Origin of the sequence: Pseudomonas sp. IT-P218, from assembly GCF_949767605.1 — a bacterium.
Lineage (GTDB): Bacteria > Pseudomonadota > Gammaproteobacteria > Pseudomonadales > Pseudomonadaceae > Aquipseudomonas > Aquipseudomonas putida_AE.
This window is the reverse complement of sequence record NZ_CATKQQ010000011.1, coordinates 566,436-582,634: the sequence shown is the minus strand read 5'-3', so window position 1 is coordinate 582,634 and position 16,199 is coordinate 566,436. Positions and strand designations below refer to the sequence as shown.

The window sequence follows — 16,199 nt, the reverse complement described above, 5'->3', positions numbered from 1 at the left end:
AGCTCCTACAAAAAAACGCATGGTACAAATGGAATCGCGATTAACCGGCGCCACGCAGGTACAATGCCCACCCCTTTTTTGTTACGGCCCTGTCATGACTGACCCGATTCGACTCTCCAAACGCCTCATCGAACTCGTCGGCTGTTCCCGTCGGGAGGCTGAGCTGTTCATCGAGGGCGGCTGGGTCACCGTCGACGGCGAAGTCGTCGACGAGCCGCAGTTCAAGGTCGGCACCCAGAAAGTCGAGCTCGACAAGGACGCCAAGGCCACCGCGCCGGAGCCGGTGACCATCCTGCTCAACGTGCCCGCGGGCATGGACGCGGACAGCGCCATGGCGACCATCAGCGCCGAAACCCTGAGCGAAGAGCATCGCTACGGCAAGCGCCCGCTCAAGGGCCACTTCCAGCGCCTGACCGCCAGCACCGACCTGCAGGCCAATGCCAGCGGTTTGCTGGTGTTCACCCAGGACTGGAAGATCCTGCGCAAGCTCACCGCCGACTCCAGCAAGATCGAGCAGGAATATGTGGTGGAGGTTGAAGGCGAGATGGTTGCACACGGCCTCAACCGCCTGAACCACGGCCTGACCTACAAGGGCAAGGAACTGCCGCCGGTCAAGGCCAGCTGGCAGAACGAAAACCGCCTGCGCTTCGCCATGAAGAACCCGCAACCGGGCGTGATCGCCCTGTTCTGCCAGGCCGTCGGCCTGAAGGTCGTGGGCATCCGCCGCATCCGCATCGGCGGCGTGTCCATCGGCAAGGTGCCCCTGGGGCAATGGCGCTACCTGTCCGGCAAAGAGAAGTTCTAAGGCCTCTCACGCCGCCACACATTTTGGCGCCGCGGCTTGTGCGGCGCCCACTGCTGAATATCAGGATTGCACACCATGATTCATAACGACGTACTGCGCAGCGTGCGCTACATGCTCGACATCAGCGACAAGAAAGTCATCGAGATCATCAAGCTCGGCGGCATGGACGTGACCCTGGCCGACCTGCTGACCTACCTCGACAAGAAAGAGGAAGACGAGGAAGGCTTCGTACGTTGCCCGGACGAAGTCATGGCGCATTTCCTCGACGGCCTGGTGATCTTCAAGCGCGGCAAGGACGAAAGCCGTCCACCGCAGCCCATCGAAGTGCCGGTGACCAACAACATCATCCTGAAAAAGCTGCGCGTGGCCTTCGAACTGAAAGAAGACGACATGCACGCGATCCTCAAGGCCGCCGAGTTCCCTGTGTCCAAGCCTGAGCTGAGCGCGCTGTTCCGCAAGTTCGGCCACACCAACTACCGCCCGTGCGGCGACCAGTTGCTGCGCAACTTCCTCAAGGGCCTGACCCTGCGCGTGCGCCCGCAATAACCCCCAAGGCTGATTGCAACACCTTGTAGGAGCTGGCTTGCCAGCGAAAGCGGCTGATTGATCGCCGCAAGGCTCTCGGGCCTCTTCGCTGGCAAGCCAGCTCCTACAAGGGCCGACGCCGTATGACCCCTCATTCCGCGCAAAAATAATGGCTCCGCTGACCGCGACTGACGACTAGGGTGTAATGACCTTCAGCCCTCAGGATTCGCCATGCATCCCTACTTCTCCCTGCAAGGCCGCACCGCACTGGTGACCGGCGGCACCCGTGGCATCGGCAAAATGATCGCCAAGGCCTATGTCGAGGCTGGCGCTACCGTCTACGTTTGTGCCCGCGATGTCGAAGCCTGCCGGCAAACCGCCGATGAGCTCGGTGCGCTCGGACGCTGTCACGCGGTGGCCGCCAACCTGGCCACGGAAGAAGGCGTGCAGCAACTGGCCACGCGACTGGGAGAGCAGATGACCCACCTAGATATCCTGGTCAACAACGCCGGGACCACCTGGGGGGCACCCTTGGAGAGCTACCCGATCAAGGGCTGGGAAAAGGTCATGCAACTGAACGTGACGTCAGTATTCAACTGCATCCAGCAATTTCTGCCGCTGTTACGCAAGGCGGGTTCGCCTGCGAACCCGGCACGGATCATCAATATCGGTTCAGTCGCCGGGATTTCATCCTTTGGCGAACAGGCCTATGCCTACGGGCCGAGCAAAGCGGCCTTGCATCAACTGTCGCGGATCCTGGCGCGGGAACTGGTGAGCCAGCACATCAACGTCAATGTGATCGCACCGGGGCGCTTTCCGAGCAAAATGACCCAGCATATCGGCAATGATGAGCAGGCATTGGCGCAGGACACCGCGTTGATCCCGATGAAGCGCTGGGGCCGCGAGGAAGAGATGGCGGCTTTGGCCATCAGTCTTGCGAGTACGGCCGGGGCCTACATGACCGGCAACATCATTCCGCTGGATGGTGGGTTCAGCCTCTGAAATCGGCGTTACGGCCTTCGCGAGCAAGCCCGCTCCCACACTGATCTCCTGTGTACCCTATATCAAATGTGGGAGCGGGCTTGCTCGCGAAGGGGCCGGCACAGGCACAACTGAATGCTGGTCGAACGGGTTATCATGCGCGCCTTAATTCTGCCTAGACCCTAAACCATGACCTACAGCGTTTCCCCCATCGGCTTCGTGCACTCCTGCTTCAAGGAGAAGTTCGCCATTCCTCGCCAGCCGCAACTGGCCCCGGCCGCCCGTGGCGTACTGGAACTGGTGGCACCATTCGATAAAGGGGACGCGGTACAGGGCCTGGAGCAGGTCAGCCACGTGTGGCTGCTGTTCCTGTTCCACCATGCCCTGGAGGAAAAGCCACGACTCAAAGTCCGCCCTCCGCGCCTGGGCGGCAACAAATCCATGGGCGTGTTCGCCACGCGCGCTACCCACCGGCCCAATGGCATTGGCCAGTCCGTGGTCAAACTGGACAAGGTCGAAGCTGATCGCCTGTGGATATCCGGGATCGATCTGCTGGATGGCACACCGATCCTCGATATCAAACCCTACGTGCCATATGCAGACATCATCGACACAGCCAGCAACAGTATCGCCAGCGCTGCGCCGTCGCTTATCGCCGTGCAGTGGACGGACTCGGCCCTGCAACAGGCTCACGGGCATGCTCAGCGCCTTGCAGAGCCCTTGGTTGAGCTGATTGAGCAATGCCTGGCGCAAGATCCGCGTCCGGCGTACCAGACGCCTGCGCCGGAACGGGAATATGGTGCGCAGTTCTGGGATGTGGATGTGCGCTGGCACTATCCGAGTCCGGAGCTGATCCGGGTCCTTGAAATCATTCCCGCAAAAGCCTGAACGCCGCAAACAACTGTGGGAGCGAGCCTGCTCGCGATTGCGGTGTGACAGCCAACATTAATGTCGACTGACACCCCCATCGCGAGCAGGCTCGCTCCCACAGGTAAAACAAAAGCGGTTGCTGGTGCTTATTTCTCTACGAATGCACGCTCGATCAGGTAATCACCCGGCTCGCGCATCCGCGGCGAAACCTTCAGGCCGAAGCTGTTCAACACTTCGCTGGTCTCGTCGAGCATGCTCGGGCTGCCGCACAGCATGGCGCGGTCGTCCTGCGGGTTGATCGGTGGCAGGCCGATGTCGCTGAACAGCTTGCCGCTGCGCATCAGGTCGGTCAGGCGACCTTCGTTCTCGAACGGCTCGCGGGTCACGGTCGGGTAGTAGATCAACTTGTCACGCAGCGCGTCGCCGAAGAACTCGTTCTGCGGCAGGTGCTCGGTGATGAATTCGCGGTAGGCGACTTCATTGACGTAACGTACGCCGTGGCACAGGATCACTTTTTCGAAACGCTCGTAGGTTTCCGGGTCCTGGATGACGCTCATGAACGGCGCCAGGCCGGTACCGGTGCTGAGCAGGTACAAATGTTTGCCAGGCTTCAAGTCATCCAGCACCAGCGTGCCGGTAGGCTTCTTGCTGATGATGATCTCGTCGCCTTCCTTCAGATGCTGCAGCTGGGAAGTCAGCGGACCATCAGGCACCTTGATGCTGAAGAACTCGAGATGCTCTTCCCAGTTCGGGCTGGCGATCGAGTAAGCGCGCATAAGCGGGCGGCCATTGGGCTGTTGCAGGCCGATCATCACGAACTGACCGTTCTCGAAGCGCAGGCCCGGATCACGGGTGCACTTGAAGCTGAACAGAGTGTCGTTCCAGTGATGAACACTGAGGACACGCTCGTGGTTCATGTTGCTCATGTACGGGGACTCCTGGAGATTGGGTCTGCGCTTGCTCTTTCAGGAAGAGACCGGCGGTGCGCAATTGCATCGCATTCTAATAGCGCCGACAATATCTGTTAACTGGATTATTAAGATAAGGGTTATCGGTTATATCGATATGCGATTTACTCTCCGTCAACTTCAAGTGTTCGTCGCCGTCGCCCAGCAGGAAAGCGTCTCCCGTGCTGCGGGCCTGCTCAACCTCTCGCAGTCGGCGGCGAGCACATCGATCACCGAGCTGGAGCGCCAGTGCAGCTGCCAGCTGTTCGATCGCGCCGGCAAACGCCTGAGCCTCAACGCCCTGGGTAAACAGCTGCTGCCCCAGGCGGTCGCCCTGCTCGACCAGGCCAAGGAGATCGAGGACCTGCTCAATGGCAAGTCGGGTTTCGGCTCATTGGCGGTGGGCGCAACCCTGACCATTGGCAACTACCTTGCGACCCTGTTGATCGGCGGTTTCATGCAGCGCCACCCGGAAAGCCAGGTAAAGCTGCATGTGCAGAACACCGCCAACATTGTGCAACAGGTCGCCCACTACGAAATTGACCTGGGTCTGATCGAAGGCGATTGCAGCCACCCGGACATCGAAGTGCAAAGCTGGGTCGAAGATGAGCTGGTGGTCTTTTGCGCGCCACAGCACCCGCTGGCCAAACGCGGCACCGCGACCATGGAGGAACTGAGCCATGAAGCGTGGATCTTGCGTGAACAAGGTTCAGGTACGCGCCTGACCTTCGACCAGGCCATGCGCCATCACCGTAGCGCGCTGAACATCCGCCTGGAGCTGGAACACACCGAGGCCATCAAACGCGCCGTGGAGTCCGGCCTGGGGATAGGCTGCATCTCGCGGCTGGCGCTGCGGGATGCGTTCCGTCGCGGCAGCCTGGTCGCGGTGGAGACCCCGGACCTGGACCTGGCGCGACAGTTCTATTTCATCTGGCACAAGCAGAAGTACCAGACCTCGGCGATGCGTGAGTTCCTCGACCTGTGCCGCGCGTTCACCGCCGGGGTGCAGCGCAGCGACGAGATCGTCCTGCCAGCGATCGCTTAAAGCAGGATCACCGCCCAGACCAGCGCGATCATGGTCAAGGCGACGAATTGCGCGGCACTGCCCATGTCCTTGGCGTTTTTCGACAACGGGTGCAATTCAAGGGAAATGCGGTCGATGGCCGCTTCCACGGCCGAATTGAGCAACTCGACGATCAGCGCCAGCAGGCAGACCGCAATCAGCAACGCCTGCTCGACACGACTCACGTTCAAGAAGAACGACAGCGGGATCAGGATGACGTTGAGCAACACCAGTTGCCGAAAAGCCGCCTCGCCGGTGAAGGCTGCGCGCAGGCCGTCCAGCGAGTAGCCGGAAGCATTGAGGATACGTTTCAGGCCGGTCTGGCCTTTGAAAGGTGACATAGAGTAGGAACTGACCAAAAAAGGGAGTGGGAAAGCTAGATTAACCAAAGTCAAAAAAGCGTGAAGGTGCCAGCGCTTAATGGCTTGAAATTGACTCAAGTTGTTGCAGCAGCAGCGCCGCCTGGGTGCGAGTGCGCACATTCAGCTTACGAAAAATCGCGGTGACGTGGGCCTTGATGGTCGCTTCGGACACACTCAGTTCGTAGGCAATCTGCTTGTTCAGCAACCCTTCGCAGACCATGGTCAGCACCCGGAACTGTTGCGGCGTCAAGCTGGCAAGGCCTTCGCTCGCCGCCTTGGCTTCATCTGAAACGCTGACGGCTTCGAACGCCTGCGGTGGCCAGAACACATCGCCATCGAGCACCGCGCGCACGGCTTTCTGGATGACACTCAGGTCGCTGGACTTGGGGATGAAACCGCTTGCACCAAATTCCCGGGATTTCACCATGATCGTCGCTTCTTCCTGGGCCGAGACCATGACCACAGGAATTTGCGGATACTGGCCGCGCAACAGCACCAACCCGGAAAAACCGTACGCACCCGGCATGTTCAGATCCAGCAGCACCAGGTCCCAGTCAGCCTTTTCGGTCAGGCGGGTCTCCAGCTCGGCAATGCTCGCCACTTCCACCAGGCGCACATCCGGGCCCAGGCCCAGGGTCAGCGCTTGATGCAGGGCGGAACGAAAAAGCGGATGGTCATCGGCAATCAGGATTTCGTATGTGGCCATTTTTCAAATGATCCTGTTTTTCATGGGACGCCCGATGCATTCGGGCATCGCCAAAACAACTCGAGGTAACAGCCACGGAGCTGCACCAACAGGGCACGTTCAACGCAAAAAACGGCGTTTCAAACTCTGGCCGCACCCTAATCGGCGCCAAGCATGCCCAGCGAAACCGGGGTGGTCAAGCGACATGGCCGGCACACTTTATTGCAGCATCGGCGACAATCAGTCCATCAATACCACTGCTGGCTGAACATAGGCCATCAACTCGGTGTGCGCCGGGGTCGAAACATTCATTTCCAGCTGACGCTTGGCGTCGAGGTAATGCTGGCTGAACACATCGAAATAGGCATCGAGTGCCGATGCCGCCTCGCCATCGCCCGCCAGATCGAGACACAACGCCGCGACTTCCGCGGTGCACAGGTGTTCGCTGCGGGTGGAACGGCGCAATTGATAGCGCGAGAGCTTCTCGGGCAACAGGCTAAGGATCGGCAGCGCGTCGAAATAAGGGCTCTTGCGGAAAATCTTGCGGGCTTCGGTCCAGGTCGCGTCCAGCAAGATGAACAGCGGTCGCCGGGTGTCATCGACTGCCACGCTGTGAGTCACCCGCTCAGGCGCGACATATTCACCCGGGAACACCAGATAAGGCTGCCATTGCGGGTCGGACAGCAACGCCAGCAACTGTTGATCGACCTCGGTACGCGACCAGATGAAGGCATGGTTGTCACGCACCACATCGGCAATCAGCCAGCCGGTGTTGCTGGGTTTGAACACTTCCTTGCCGGTCATGATCAGGCACACTCCGGAGCGGGTCTCGACCTGCGGACGCCAGGCGCACAGGCAGTGACTCTCGATCACGCGGCACGCGCGGCAACGAGTCGCCCGCCAGCCACGGGCCTGGATCGGCTTGATGCCTTCCTCTTCGCGCTGGTCGCGCAGACGGGCTACGGCGTTGGGGGCATGGTTCATCGCAGGCCACGGCAGAAAAAAGAGATCGACACGAAAAGCACTCGCAGGGTGAAAGTGCAGGCAGTTTACCAGACCCACCAGAGCAAACCTGTACCGTCCAGGCCCGCTCCCCTATAATTCGCCGCCACTGAACGCACAGTCATGTGATGGGTCAAACCCCCATCACTGCACCAGGAGAGTTTCATGCTGCGCCTTATCGTTCCCACCGCTGCCATTCTGCTGGCGTCGTCCTTCAACGCTCAGGCTGCGTCCTTGAGTGAGCAGAATCTGAACAGAGAGCTGCGCAACGTCGCCACGCAGAGCAGCGTCGGCACTCCACGGGCGATCAATGAAGACATTCTCGATCAGGGCTACACGGTCGAGGGCAATACGCTGATCAACCACCTGAGCGTGCAAAGCAGTCACGCCAACAAAATGCGCGCCGACCCCAAGGCCGTGTACTTCCAGCTTGGCGCCTCGGTCTGCAACAACCCGTCCTTCCGCAAGCTGATGGCCAAGGGCGCGGTCATGCGTTATGACTTCACCGAGGTCAAGACCAACCGTGCGGTGGGCTCTGCCAGCTACCAGGAATCGGATTGCCCGAAAGCGACCCAGAAGAAAAAGTAAGTCAGTGGGATTTTGCGCGCCGCTGTTCATCCTCGGCGCGCAGTTCCGCCACCAGCGCCTGCAAATAGCGTGAACGCCGCTCCGCGCCCATAAGACGCCGGCAGCACTCCTCCTCGAGACTCAAATGATTGATCTCGGCTGATGACTTCAGCAATCGATACAGTTGCGTATCGATCTCCAGAATGACCCTGGCCATGGCTTACCGGCTCCCTGCACTTCGCTCGTAATGAACGAAAAATCCTATAACCGCTTGTACCTTGCGCCCTGCCCTTGACGCCAAGTTGTCGTGTAGTACCTGTAACTTAGTAAATCAGAGCACAGCACACTCGGGGCGGGTTCAGACGAGCGGTGAAACCACCTTGCAAATCGTCAATAAACGGTTGCCAGGAAAGACTTTGCGGCGCAATGATCAAGGCAGCACGAATCATCGCGAGGGTCTAGATTTCAGGTATCCACGTTCATTTGTCATGGCATGAAAAGGTGCCGCCCGTTACACCTTGCGCTGTGTGAACGTTTCTTTCATCCAAGGGAAAAACAGAGCCGGTATGGATGACTCGATCACCGGTCGGGTCAAGTGGATCGCCCAGGCATGGGCCTGGGCAGACAGCGCCACATGAAGTGGCGTGGCGTAGACGCTGAAGGGTCGACGCCGATGGCTCTGTGCAGAAGGAGAAGTTGAATGCCTTACCAACCGAATGACCTCCTGAGCCGTCATTTTCAAGAAAGCGGCCACGACCTCATCAGCAAGGTCGAAGAACAGCTCAACCTGGTTTCACCCAATAGCCCGAACATCCCGATCTACCGCGACATGATCCTGACTGTGCTGCGCATGGCCCAGGAAGACCACAACCGCTGGAATGCCAAGATAACCCTGCAGGCCCTGCGCGAACTCGAGCACGCGTTCCGGGTGCTGGAGCAGTTCAAGGGGCGACGCAAGGTCACTGTTTTCGGCTCCGCACGCACGCCAGTGGAACATCCCTTGTATGGCCTCGCCCGGGAACTCGGCGCCGCCCTGGCGCGCTCGGACATGATGGTCATCACGGGTGCGGGAGGCGGCATCATGGCCGCGGCCCACGAAGGGGCTGGCCTTGAGCACAGCCTGGGATTCAACATCACCCTGCCCTTCGAGCAACATGCCAACCCCACCGTCCAGGGCACGACCAACCTGCTGCCCTTCCATTTTTTCTTCACGCGCAAGCTGTTCTTCGTCAAGGAAGCGGATGCCCTGGTGTTGTGCCCGGGTGGTTTCGGCACCCTGGACGAAGCGCTGGAAGTCCTGACGCTGATCCAGACAGGTAAAAGCCCATTGGTGCCCGTGGTACTGCTGGACGCGCCGGGCGGCAAATTCTGGCAGGGCGCGCTGGACTTCATCCGCCAGCAACTGGAGGAAAACCACTACATCCTGCCCGCCGACATGAAGCTGGTGAAGCTGGTCTACAGTGCCGAAGAAGCGGTGGAGCAGATCAACCAGTTCTACAGCAATTACCACTCCAGCCGCTGGCTCAAGCATCAGTTCGTGATTCGCATGAACCACAAGCTCAGTGACCAGGCACTCGAACACATGCAGGAGGCATTCGCCGACCTGTGCCTGAGTGATCAATTCCATCAACATGCCTACAACGGCGAAGAGCACGATGAAGCACAGTTCAGTCACCTGGCGCGACTGGCCTTCACCTTCACCGCCCGTAATCAAGGCCGACTGCGCGAGCTGGTGGATTACATCAACCTGGCGGAAAACTGGGCACAAAACCAACCAACAGTGCAGCCGCGTACGCGAGAGCCAGTAAAGGTCCTGTGAGGCAAAAAAAACGGCCCGCTATCGAAATAGCGGGCCGTTTCAGTCAATCGTCCATCCCTCGGCCGCTGAACAAGCGGCTGATCATTTCCATGGAGTATCCCCGATACGCCAGGAACCTGCCTTGCTTGGCACGCTCCCGAGCGTCTATAGGCAAGTGCCCGGAGAATTTGCGCCGCCAGGTGTCCTGCAGCTGCTCCTGCCAGTCGATGCCGCTCTCGCGCAAGGCGAGTTCGATGTCGCTGCGTTGCAGGCCGCGCTGCCCCAACTCTTCACGAATGCGCAAAGGGCCATAGCCGGAACGGGCACGGTAGGAAACAAAGCTTTCAAGGTAGCGGGCTTCGGACAACAAGCCCTCTTCCGTCAACCGGTCGAGTGCTGTTTCGATCATGTCGGGGAGAGCGCCGCGCTGACGCAGTTTACGCGTCAGCTCGACTCGACCGTGCTCGCGTCGCGCGAGCAGGTCCATTGCGGTTCGCCGCACCGCGACGAGGGTATCGAGTACGGCGGTCATCGGATCAATCAGATATCAGCGTCAGCCAGATCGTCTTCGGTCTCTTTTACCGCAGAAGCCTTGGCGTCCGCTACCGAAGCCGGCGACAGCAGCTTGTCACGCAGTTGTTTCTCGAGCGTTGCGGCAATATCCGGGTTATCCGCCAGGTACTTGGCCGAGTTGGCTTTACCCTGGCCGATCTTGGTGCCGTTATAGGCATACCAGGCACCGGACTTTTCAACGAAACCGTGCAGCACACCCAGGTCGATCATCTCGCCATTGAGGTAGATGCCCTTGCCGTAAAGAATTTGGAACTCGGCCTGACGGAACGGCGAAGCCACCTTGTTCTTTACAACCTTGACGCGGGTCTCGCTACCGACGACTTCATCACCTTCTTTCACCGCACCCGTGCGACGGATATCCAGACGAACCGAGGCGTAGAACTTCAGCGCGTTACCACCGGTAGTGGTTTCCGGGCTGCCGAACATCACGCCGATCTTCATGCGGATCTGGTTGATGAAGATCACCAGGCAGTTGGCGTTCTTGATGTTACCGGTGATTTTACGCAGCGCCTGGGACATCAGGCGGGCTTGCAGGCCCACGTGCATGTCACCCATTTCGCCTTCGATTTCAGCTTTTGGCACCAGCGCTGCCACGGAGTCGACGATGATCACGTCAACCGCGTTGGAACGCACCAGCATGTCGGTGATTTCCAGGGCTTGCTCACCGGTGTCTGGCTGGGAAACCAGCAGGTCGTCGACGTTGACGCCCAGCTTGCCGGCATACTCAGGGTCCAGGGCGTGCTCGGCATCGACGAATGCGCAGGTCGCGCCGGCTTTCTGGGCCTGGGCGATCACGGACAAGGTCAGTGTGGTTTTACCGGAAGATTCAGGACCGTAGATTTCAACAATGCGGCCTTTTGGCAGACCGCCAATGCCCAAAGCGATGTCCAGACCCAGAGAGCCAGTGGAGATGGCCGGGATCGCCTGACGGTCCTGATCGCCCATACGCATTACGGCACCCTTGCCGAATTGACGTTCGATCTGACCCAGGGCCGCAGCCAAGGCTTTCTTCTTGTTGTCGTCCATTAAAGTCCTCACGTAATCAATAAGGCCTGACGGCCAACACCTGTATAAGTAGACAGTATTATTCCACAGCGTTTGCGGATCGCCTACCCCTGATTTGAGATTTCTCCCGCGGCATGGCGCAGCAGCCCCTCTAGCGCGGCCTTCACCGTTTGTCGGCGGACCTCGTCGCGGTTACCGGCGAAGTGCTGTACCTCGCTGAACACCTGGTCGTCGACGCCCCACGCCAGCCAAACGGTGCCCACCGGCTTGCTGGGAGAACCGCCGTCCGGCCCTGCCACCCCGCTGACCGCCACGGCAAAACGCGCACTGCTTTTTTTCTGTGCGCCACGGACCATGGCCTCGACCACCTCCCGACTGACCGCTCCCACCGTTGAAAACAGCTCGGTCGGGACATTCAGCTGAAGCGTCTTCTGGCGGTTGGAATAGGTGACATAACCGGCCTCGAACCACGCCGAGCTACCCGGTATCCGGGTAATCGCCTCGCTGATACCGCCGCCCGTACAGGACTCGGCGGCGGTGACGTGGGCATTGAGAACCTGCAGACGCCTGCCAAGTTCAGCGGCCAGCTGAGTGATTTCTTTCACGGTCAACTCCTGATCGGACGGAATGAGGCTAACGTACACGAGCGAGTAGCGCTTGCAAGTGACGGACTATCTAGATGTGCGCGGGCAAGCGCTCTGACACAGGCCTCACGGGCTTGCAGGCGGGCATAACACGGCCTTTGCCCGGTCCCACAGCAGCAAACGATCCTGCAACCCGTTCAAGCCACCATTGATACGTCGGGTAATACGGTTGAACTCATCGCCGTCGGCCAGTTCATTGAGGCCGTTTCGCTCCCAGAACCAGGCCGCGGATTCGGCGGCCCACTGTGGCAGTTCCAACAGTTCGGGTTGTTGCAACAAGCGCTCATCAGCAAACAGCGCCCGACTGCACTGCAGATAATTACTGCGGCCGGTGACCTGGATCAGGCCACGACCCCGATAGCGTTGTCCGTCGCCGTCGGGCTCAGGAGAATTGCCCAGGCGCTCGGCCAAGTCCCCGGTATCGTATTTCTCGAAATACTTCTCGTTGCCCAACTCTCGCACATGCTGCAACTGCCCGGACTCGTGGCCGATTTGCGCCAGGAAGGCGGCGATGCGCCCGGGGGTACTGATATTACGGCGCGCCATGGCGTTATTGAGGACCAGGATGAACGCCCCTGCTTGAGTGCGGGCGCCTGGAAAAATCATGAGTAACTGTTGCTCGGTGAGGTGCATCGCTCGCTCCTTGATTGATGCATGAAATTCGCAAGGTGGGGCTGGGAGCGCCGCACCCTGAGCACAAGATTACAGGCCTGCCCCACATAAGCCTCGCCGGCAATTGTTGCGCCGTGTTGTGCCGCGCGATCTTTGCATCTGGCGAGAACGCTACTCGTATTTGACTGCGAAACGAGCGCTCCCTTCAGAAAGCACGATTATCTCAATCGAAATGGCTGGCGCCGGTGGCCTTTAGGAACTCGCGCTGATTAAGCCCATATTTACGGAATTGGGGGCGACTCACTTAGACAGGCCTATATAATTCATGGCTCCACATTCTCAACGGTCGCTATGGGTTGGTAACTGCCCTTTGCAACAGGCAACAATCGGCCAATAGCGGCCTATCAACTTGGTACTCTCTAAGAAACCAGGATCTTTTCAGTCATCGTCGAAGGCAGTTTCTCACCGATCATTCTTCAACAATCAAACTGGCAACCCTTGAGCTAAATTTCAGCTTACCCTGCTCTTGGGTAACAAGAGGGGCGCCGAAAAGACGCCCTAATGTCTGCAAGCAATCCTGATCAACTATTGTCCATAAAGTGCTTCAGACAATGTGCTCAAAATGCTAAATGCCGAGTCAGTTGATCAGCCCGCGGTGACGGTCATACCGCCGTCGGCCATGACCACGGAGCCGACGATGAAGCTCGCGCGGTCCGAAGCGAGAAATGCCACAACTTCGGCGACCTCATCAGGCTGCGCGGCACGACCAATGGGGGCGGCTTCGCCGTGCTGGGCCAAGAAGCCAGGGCCGTCATCAACCACGTCGTTGAGTATGTTGGTCACCACGTCGCCGACGCCGATGGCATTGACGCGAATGCCATGCCCAATCGCCTCGAGCGCCAGCGTGCGGGTCAACTGGGCCAATGCGCCTTTGGACGCGGTGTAAGCGGCAATGGTTGGGAATGCGAAATAGGATGCGTAAGAAGCGATGTTGACTATCGCTCCCGATTTATTAGGCATCATCGCCTTGACCGCTTCGCGGCAATGCAGGAAGGCGGCGGTGGCGTTGACCGCCTGGATGCGCTCCCAGTCTTCTCGGGTCATGTCTATGACTAACTTGTTGATGATGATCCCGGCGTTGTTCACCAGAATGTCCAGCCGACCGAACGTTTCGACGGCCAAACCCACTGCGCGCTCCGCGGCGCCGTCTTCGGTGATGTCGGCCACCAGCGGCACTAACCCAGGGCGGGCAAGTTCTTCGACGGCGCGATTGCGGTCTTCCGCAATGACCTTGGCGCCACGCGCGTGCAGCAACAGTGCGATAGCCTTGCCGATGCCACTTGCTGCGCCGGTGACCAGCGCGACTTTGCCGTCGACTTCGTTGGAAATGCTGTGATTGATCTCGGTCATGATGCTCTCCTGCCATGCGAGCCGACGAGATATTCGTCGGCTCAGCGCCCGTGAGGCGCTGTCGTTATCGACGGCTTTACTGTCTCGCAATGGGGAGAACCGGGCTTTCGCGGGATTGCCGCACCTGTCGGAGTTTTGCGCTAGCGATAAAGCTTTACGCGTCCGATACTGCCTTGGGTGCTGACCCGCCGGGCAACCATGCTCGAGTACGACGATGCTAAGTTACTCTATCAACGCCAGCCCCTGCCTGAGGGCTTTTCGATGGAGCCTCCTGTGCACCATCCTGATCATAAAGACCTGACACCGATCGATGCTCAGCGCATCACGGCCGAATCGATGCCGCATCATCTGCCGGGAACACCACGGGTGGTGCCCCTTCTCCCGCAGATGCAGGATGTGATGGTGCAGTTGTTCAGCCATCACAGCACCGTCGAGCCAATACTGGTGCCTGCCGTGGTGGAGCCTCTGCTGGTATTGGTCCTGGCAGGCATGGCCAGGGTCGAGGAACGCTCCCTTGGTGGGGAATGGAAAGCCGTCAAGGTGCAGGCTGGCGACTTCTTTCTCACCAACACAAGCGAGCCCTACGAAATGCGCTGGCAGACAACGGGGTGCGACACCTTCGAAGTGATGCATCTGTATCTCGGCCTTCCCCTGATCGACCGGGCTGCCCGTGATCTTCTGGGCGAGCACACCGCTGCGGTGACCTTCCTCGATATCTCCGGTGCCCAGGATGAGCGGGTGAATTTCATGTTGAATCAGTTGCGCTTCGAGTTGATCGAGGAGCGCAAGCCCAGCCTGTTGTTCGTTAACAGCCTGGCTCAGGCGCTGACCGTCCACCTGATACGCCGTTATCTCGATCCGCATAGCACTGTCCGTCGCGGCAACGCACTACAAGCGTACAAGCTGCGACGCGTCATCGATGCGATGAACGAGCACCTGGCCGATGACTTTCGCCTTGCGGATTTGGCTCATATCGCTGATTTGAGCGAGTATCACTTCAGCCGGATATTCAAGCGCGCCACGGGACTGTCGCCATCACAGTATTTCATTCGCCTGCGCATGAGTCGCGCCCGACATCTACTGCGCGAGACCGATCGCAGCATTATTGATGTTGGATTGGAAGTGGGTTACTCCAGCCCCAGCCATTTCTCCCAGGTTTTTCGTCGCGAGGTCGGTGTCACACCCAGCGCCTACCGCCAAGCGTGACATGTCCCGCGAGCTCTGCACCTTGAGGCGCTCATCCCGCTTGCGTATCCGCCTGCACACGAAAGTGGCCGCGCGTTATCAGCCCGTTGCGATTAGTGGATCTTGAGGTTCGTTGCCAGAAAATCCATGAAGGCTCTGACACGTGTGGGCAATTTTCCTCCTTGCCCTACGTAAACCGCATGCACCTCTGTCTTCGCGACGGGCATGAAACCCTCTAAAACCGAAACCAGTCGGCCATGCGCCAGATCTTGCTCAACCTGGCAAAACCCTACGCGGGCAAGGCCGAGCCCGAGGATTGCAAGTTCTCGTACTCCGTTGCCGTCACTGACCCGTGCGTTGCCGGTAACGGATACCGGGGTCAGTTGGCCGCCATCGCTCACGAAACTCCACTCCATCATCGGCTGACTGAAGGTGAACCCCAGACAGTTGTGGTCTGCAAGATCGGCTGGAATTTTTGGTGTGCCGCGTGCCGCAAGGTAGGCCGGTGATGCCACGATGAGGCCTCTCGTCTCGCCCAAGCGCCTGGCCACGAGATTGGAGCTTTTGAGTGGGCCGCTGCGAATGGCCACGTCAGCTCGTGCGCTGATCAGGTCGACGACTTCGTCACTGAGGAAAACCTCCACCGATACGCCAGGGTGATGTTGCAGGAACGTCGACAATAGCGGTAGCAGGTACAAACGCCCGATATCGACGTTGCAGTTGACCCGCACTGTTCCCTGGGGGGCGGAGCTGGCTGCTGCTTCCTGCTCAGCTTCATCAAGCGCCGCCAGGATCGTCAGGCTGCGCTCATAGAATGCAGCGCCTTCAGGCGTGAGCAACTGTCGCCTTGTCGAGCGATTGAGCAAACGCGCTCCCAGGCGGTTTTCCAGCCTTGAGACCAGCTTGCTGACCGCTGATGGGGTCAGTGCACAGTTCTTGGCGGCAGCCGTATAGCCGCCGTCTTCAACGACCCTGACGAACACGTTCATTTCAGCGAAGCAGTTTATGTCCAGCCGTCTCATATGAATTCAAGTCACAAGTTGTATGCCCCAGACCCGGCTATATCTGCCGTGTTGCCACTCATACTCTAATCCAGAGGCTGAAAGACGGAGGTAAATTTCAGCAAATGACGTGCCACCACTTGGATACCAAGTCTGGAGGATGA

At 59.1% G+C, this 16,199-nt stretch carries 19 protein-coding genes; 8 read left to right on the top strand and 11 right to left on the bottom strand.

Annotated elements, in window-relative coordinates; translation table 11 throughout:
• Window positions 1-94: 94 nt before the first annotated feature.
• From ACM6I6_RS09405 to tsaA, 4 genes are all read left to right on the top strand, one after another.
• Window positions 95-805 (top strand): rRNA pseudouridine synthase, encoded by a 711-nt coding sequence (locus ACM6I6_RS09405; RefSeq protein WP_274073317.1) that lies wholly within the window; start codon window positions 95-97, stop codon window positions 803-805.
• A 75-nt stretch (window positions 806-880) separates the two neighbouring features.
• The gene (locus ACM6I6_RS09400) at window positions 881-1,351 is read left to right on the top strand and encodes a DUF1456 family protein (RefSeq protein WP_103394455.1); all 471 of its coding nucleotides are present in this window, start codon (window positions 881-883) and stop codon (window positions 1,349-1,351) included.
• A gap of 210 nt (window positions 1,352-1,561) precedes the next feature.
• Window positions 1,562-2,332 (top strand): SDR family oxidoreductase, encoded by a 771-nt coding sequence (locus ACM6I6_RS09395; protein WP_274073316.1) that lies wholly within the window; start codon window positions 1,562-1,564, stop codon window positions 2,330-2,332.
• Between the two features lie 168 nt (window positions 2,333-2,500).
• Complete coding sequence (tsaA, locus tag ACM6I6_RS09390; protein WP_414919795.1) at window positions 2,501-3,199, top strand: tRNA (N6-threonylcarbamoyladenosine(37)-N6)-methyltransferase TrmO; 699 nt, start codon at window positions 2,501-2,503, stop codon at window positions 3,197-3,199.
• 128 nt (window positions 3,200-3,327) lie between these two features.
• Here tsaA and fpr read toward each other — a convergent pair whose 3' ends face one another.
• Window positions 3,328-4,107, bottom strand: coding sequence for a ferredoxin-NADP reductase (gene fpr, locus ACM6I6_RS09385; RefSeq protein WP_008054100.1), 780 nt, complete (start codon window positions 4,105-4,107; stop codon window positions 3,328-3,330).
• A gap of 139 nt (window positions 4,108-4,246) precedes the next feature.
• On the opposite strand from fpr, the gene ACM6I6_RS09380 reads away from it, so the two are divergent.
• The gene (locus tag ACM6I6_RS09380) at window positions 4,247-5,173 is read left to right on the top strand and encodes a LysR family transcriptional regulator (RefSeq protein ID WP_274073314.1); all 927 of its coding nucleotides are present in this window, start codon (window positions 4,247-4,249) and stop codon (window positions 5,171-5,173) included.
• On the opposite strand, the gene ACM6I6_RS09375 is transcribed toward ACM6I6_RS09380, so the two are convergent.
• The 3 genes from ACM6I6_RS09375 to ACM6I6_RS09365 form a co-directional block, all read right to left on the bottom strand.
• Window positions 5,170-5,532 (bottom strand): diacylglycerol kinase, encoded by a 363-nt coding sequence (locus tag ACM6I6_RS09375; protein WP_034149863.1) that lies wholly within the window; start codon window positions 5,530-5,532, stop codon window positions 5,170-5,172. The two genes, ACM6I6_RS09380 and ACM6I6_RS09375, sit on opposite strands and share 4 nt — an antisense overlap.
• Window positions 5,533-5,608: 76 nt before the next feature.
• The gene (gene erdR / locus ACM6I6_RS09370; RefSeq protein ID WP_034149864.1) at window positions 5,609-6,259 is read right to left on the bottom strand and encodes a response regulator transcription factor ErdR; all 651 of its coding nucleotides are present in this window, start codon (window positions 6,257-6,259) and stop codon (window positions 5,609-5,611) included.
• Window positions 6,260-6,478: 219 nt separating this feature from the next.
• Window positions 6,479-7,222: a tRNA-uridine aminocarboxypropyltransferase gene (locus ACM6I6_RS09365; RefSeq protein WP_274073313.1), complete on the bottom strand. Its 744-nt coding sequence runs from the start codon at window positions 7,220-7,222 to the stop codon at window positions 6,479-6,481.
• A 183-nt stretch (window positions 7,223-7,405) separates the two neighbouring features.
• Between ACM6I6_RS09365 and ACM6I6_RS09360 the strand changes: the two genes are divergently transcribed.
• Window positions 7,406-7,828 (top strand): PA3611 family quorum-sensing-regulated virulence factor, encoded by a 423-nt coding sequence (locus ACM6I6_RS09360; RefSeq protein ID WP_274073312.1) that lies wholly within the window; start codon window positions 7,406-7,408, stop codon window positions 7,826-7,828.
• Between the two features lies 1 nt (window position 7,829).
• On the opposite strand, the gene ACM6I6_RS09355 is transcribed toward ACM6I6_RS09360, so the two are convergent.
• Window positions 7,830-8,024, bottom strand: a complete 195-nt coding sequence (locus tag ACM6I6_RS09355) for a hypothetical protein (RefSeq protein WP_180203236.1) — start codon at window positions 8,022-8,024, stop codon at window positions 7,830-7,832.
• A gap of 483 nt (window positions 8,025-8,507) precedes the next feature.
• On the opposite strand from ACM6I6_RS09355, the gene ACM6I6_RS09350 reads away from it, so the two are divergent.
• Window positions 8,508-9,626, top strand: coding sequence for a TIGR00730 family Rossman fold protein (locus tag ACM6I6_RS09350; RefSeq protein WP_414919794.1), 1,119 nt, complete (start codon window positions 8,508-8,510; stop codon window positions 9,624-9,626).
• A 43-nt stretch (window positions 9,627-9,669) separates the two neighbouring features.
• On the opposite strand, the gene recX is transcribed toward ACM6I6_RS09350, so the two are convergent.
• From recX to ACM6I6_RS09325, 5 genes are all read right to left on the bottom strand, one after another.
• A complete protein-coding gene (gene recX / locus ACM6I6_RS09345; protein ID WP_414919793.1) occupies window positions 9,670-10,137 on the bottom strand; it encodes a recombination regulator RecX in 468 nt (155 codons plus the stop codon).
• 8 nt (window positions 10,138-10,145) lie between these two features.
• Window positions 10,146-11,204: a recombinase RecA gene (gene recA, locus ACM6I6_RS09340; RefSeq protein ID WP_008060630.1), complete on the bottom strand. Its 1,059-nt coding sequence runs from the start codon at window positions 11,202-11,204 to the stop codon at window positions 10,146-10,148.
• A gap of 83 nt (window positions 11,205-11,287) precedes the next feature.
• Window positions 11,288-11,788 carry a CinA family protein gene (locus tag ACM6I6_RS09335; RefSeq protein ID WP_274073309.1) on the bottom strand — a complete coding sequence of 167 codons (501 nt, stop codon included), beginning with the start codon at window positions 11,786-11,788 and terminating at the stop codon, window positions 11,288-11,290.
• A 105-nt stretch (window positions 11,789-11,893) separates the two neighbouring features.
• A complete protein-coding gene (locus ACM6I6_RS09330; protein ID WP_274073308.1) occupies window positions 11,894-12,460 on the bottom strand; it encodes a glycoside hydrolase family 19 protein in 567 nt (188 codons plus the stop codon).
• Window positions 12,461-13,084: 624 nt separating this feature from the next.
• Window positions 13,085-13,849, bottom strand: coding sequence for an SDR family NAD(P)-dependent oxidoreductase (locus tag ACM6I6_RS09325; protein WP_414919792.1), 765 nt, complete (start codon window positions 13,847-13,849; stop codon window positions 13,085-13,087).
• A gap of 261 nt (window positions 13,850-14,110) precedes the next feature.
• Here ACM6I6_RS09325 and ACM6I6_RS09320 point away from each other — a divergent pair, with 261 nt between their 5' ends.
• A complete protein-coding gene (locus tag ACM6I6_RS09320) occupies window positions 14,111-15,055 on the top strand; it encodes a helix-turn-helix domain-containing protein (RefSeq protein WP_323607297.1) in 945 nt (314 codons plus the stop codon).
• 92 nt (window positions 15,056-15,147) lie between these two features.
• Here ACM6I6_RS09320 and ACM6I6_RS09315 read toward each other — a convergent pair whose 3' ends face one another.
• The gene (locus tag ACM6I6_RS09315; protein WP_414919791.1) at window positions 15,148-16,056 is read right to left on the bottom strand and encodes a LysR family transcriptional regulator; all 909 of its coding nucleotides are present in this window, start codon (window positions 16,054-16,056) and stop codon (window positions 15,148-15,150) included.
• Window positions 16,057-16,199 lie beyond the last annotated feature (143 nt).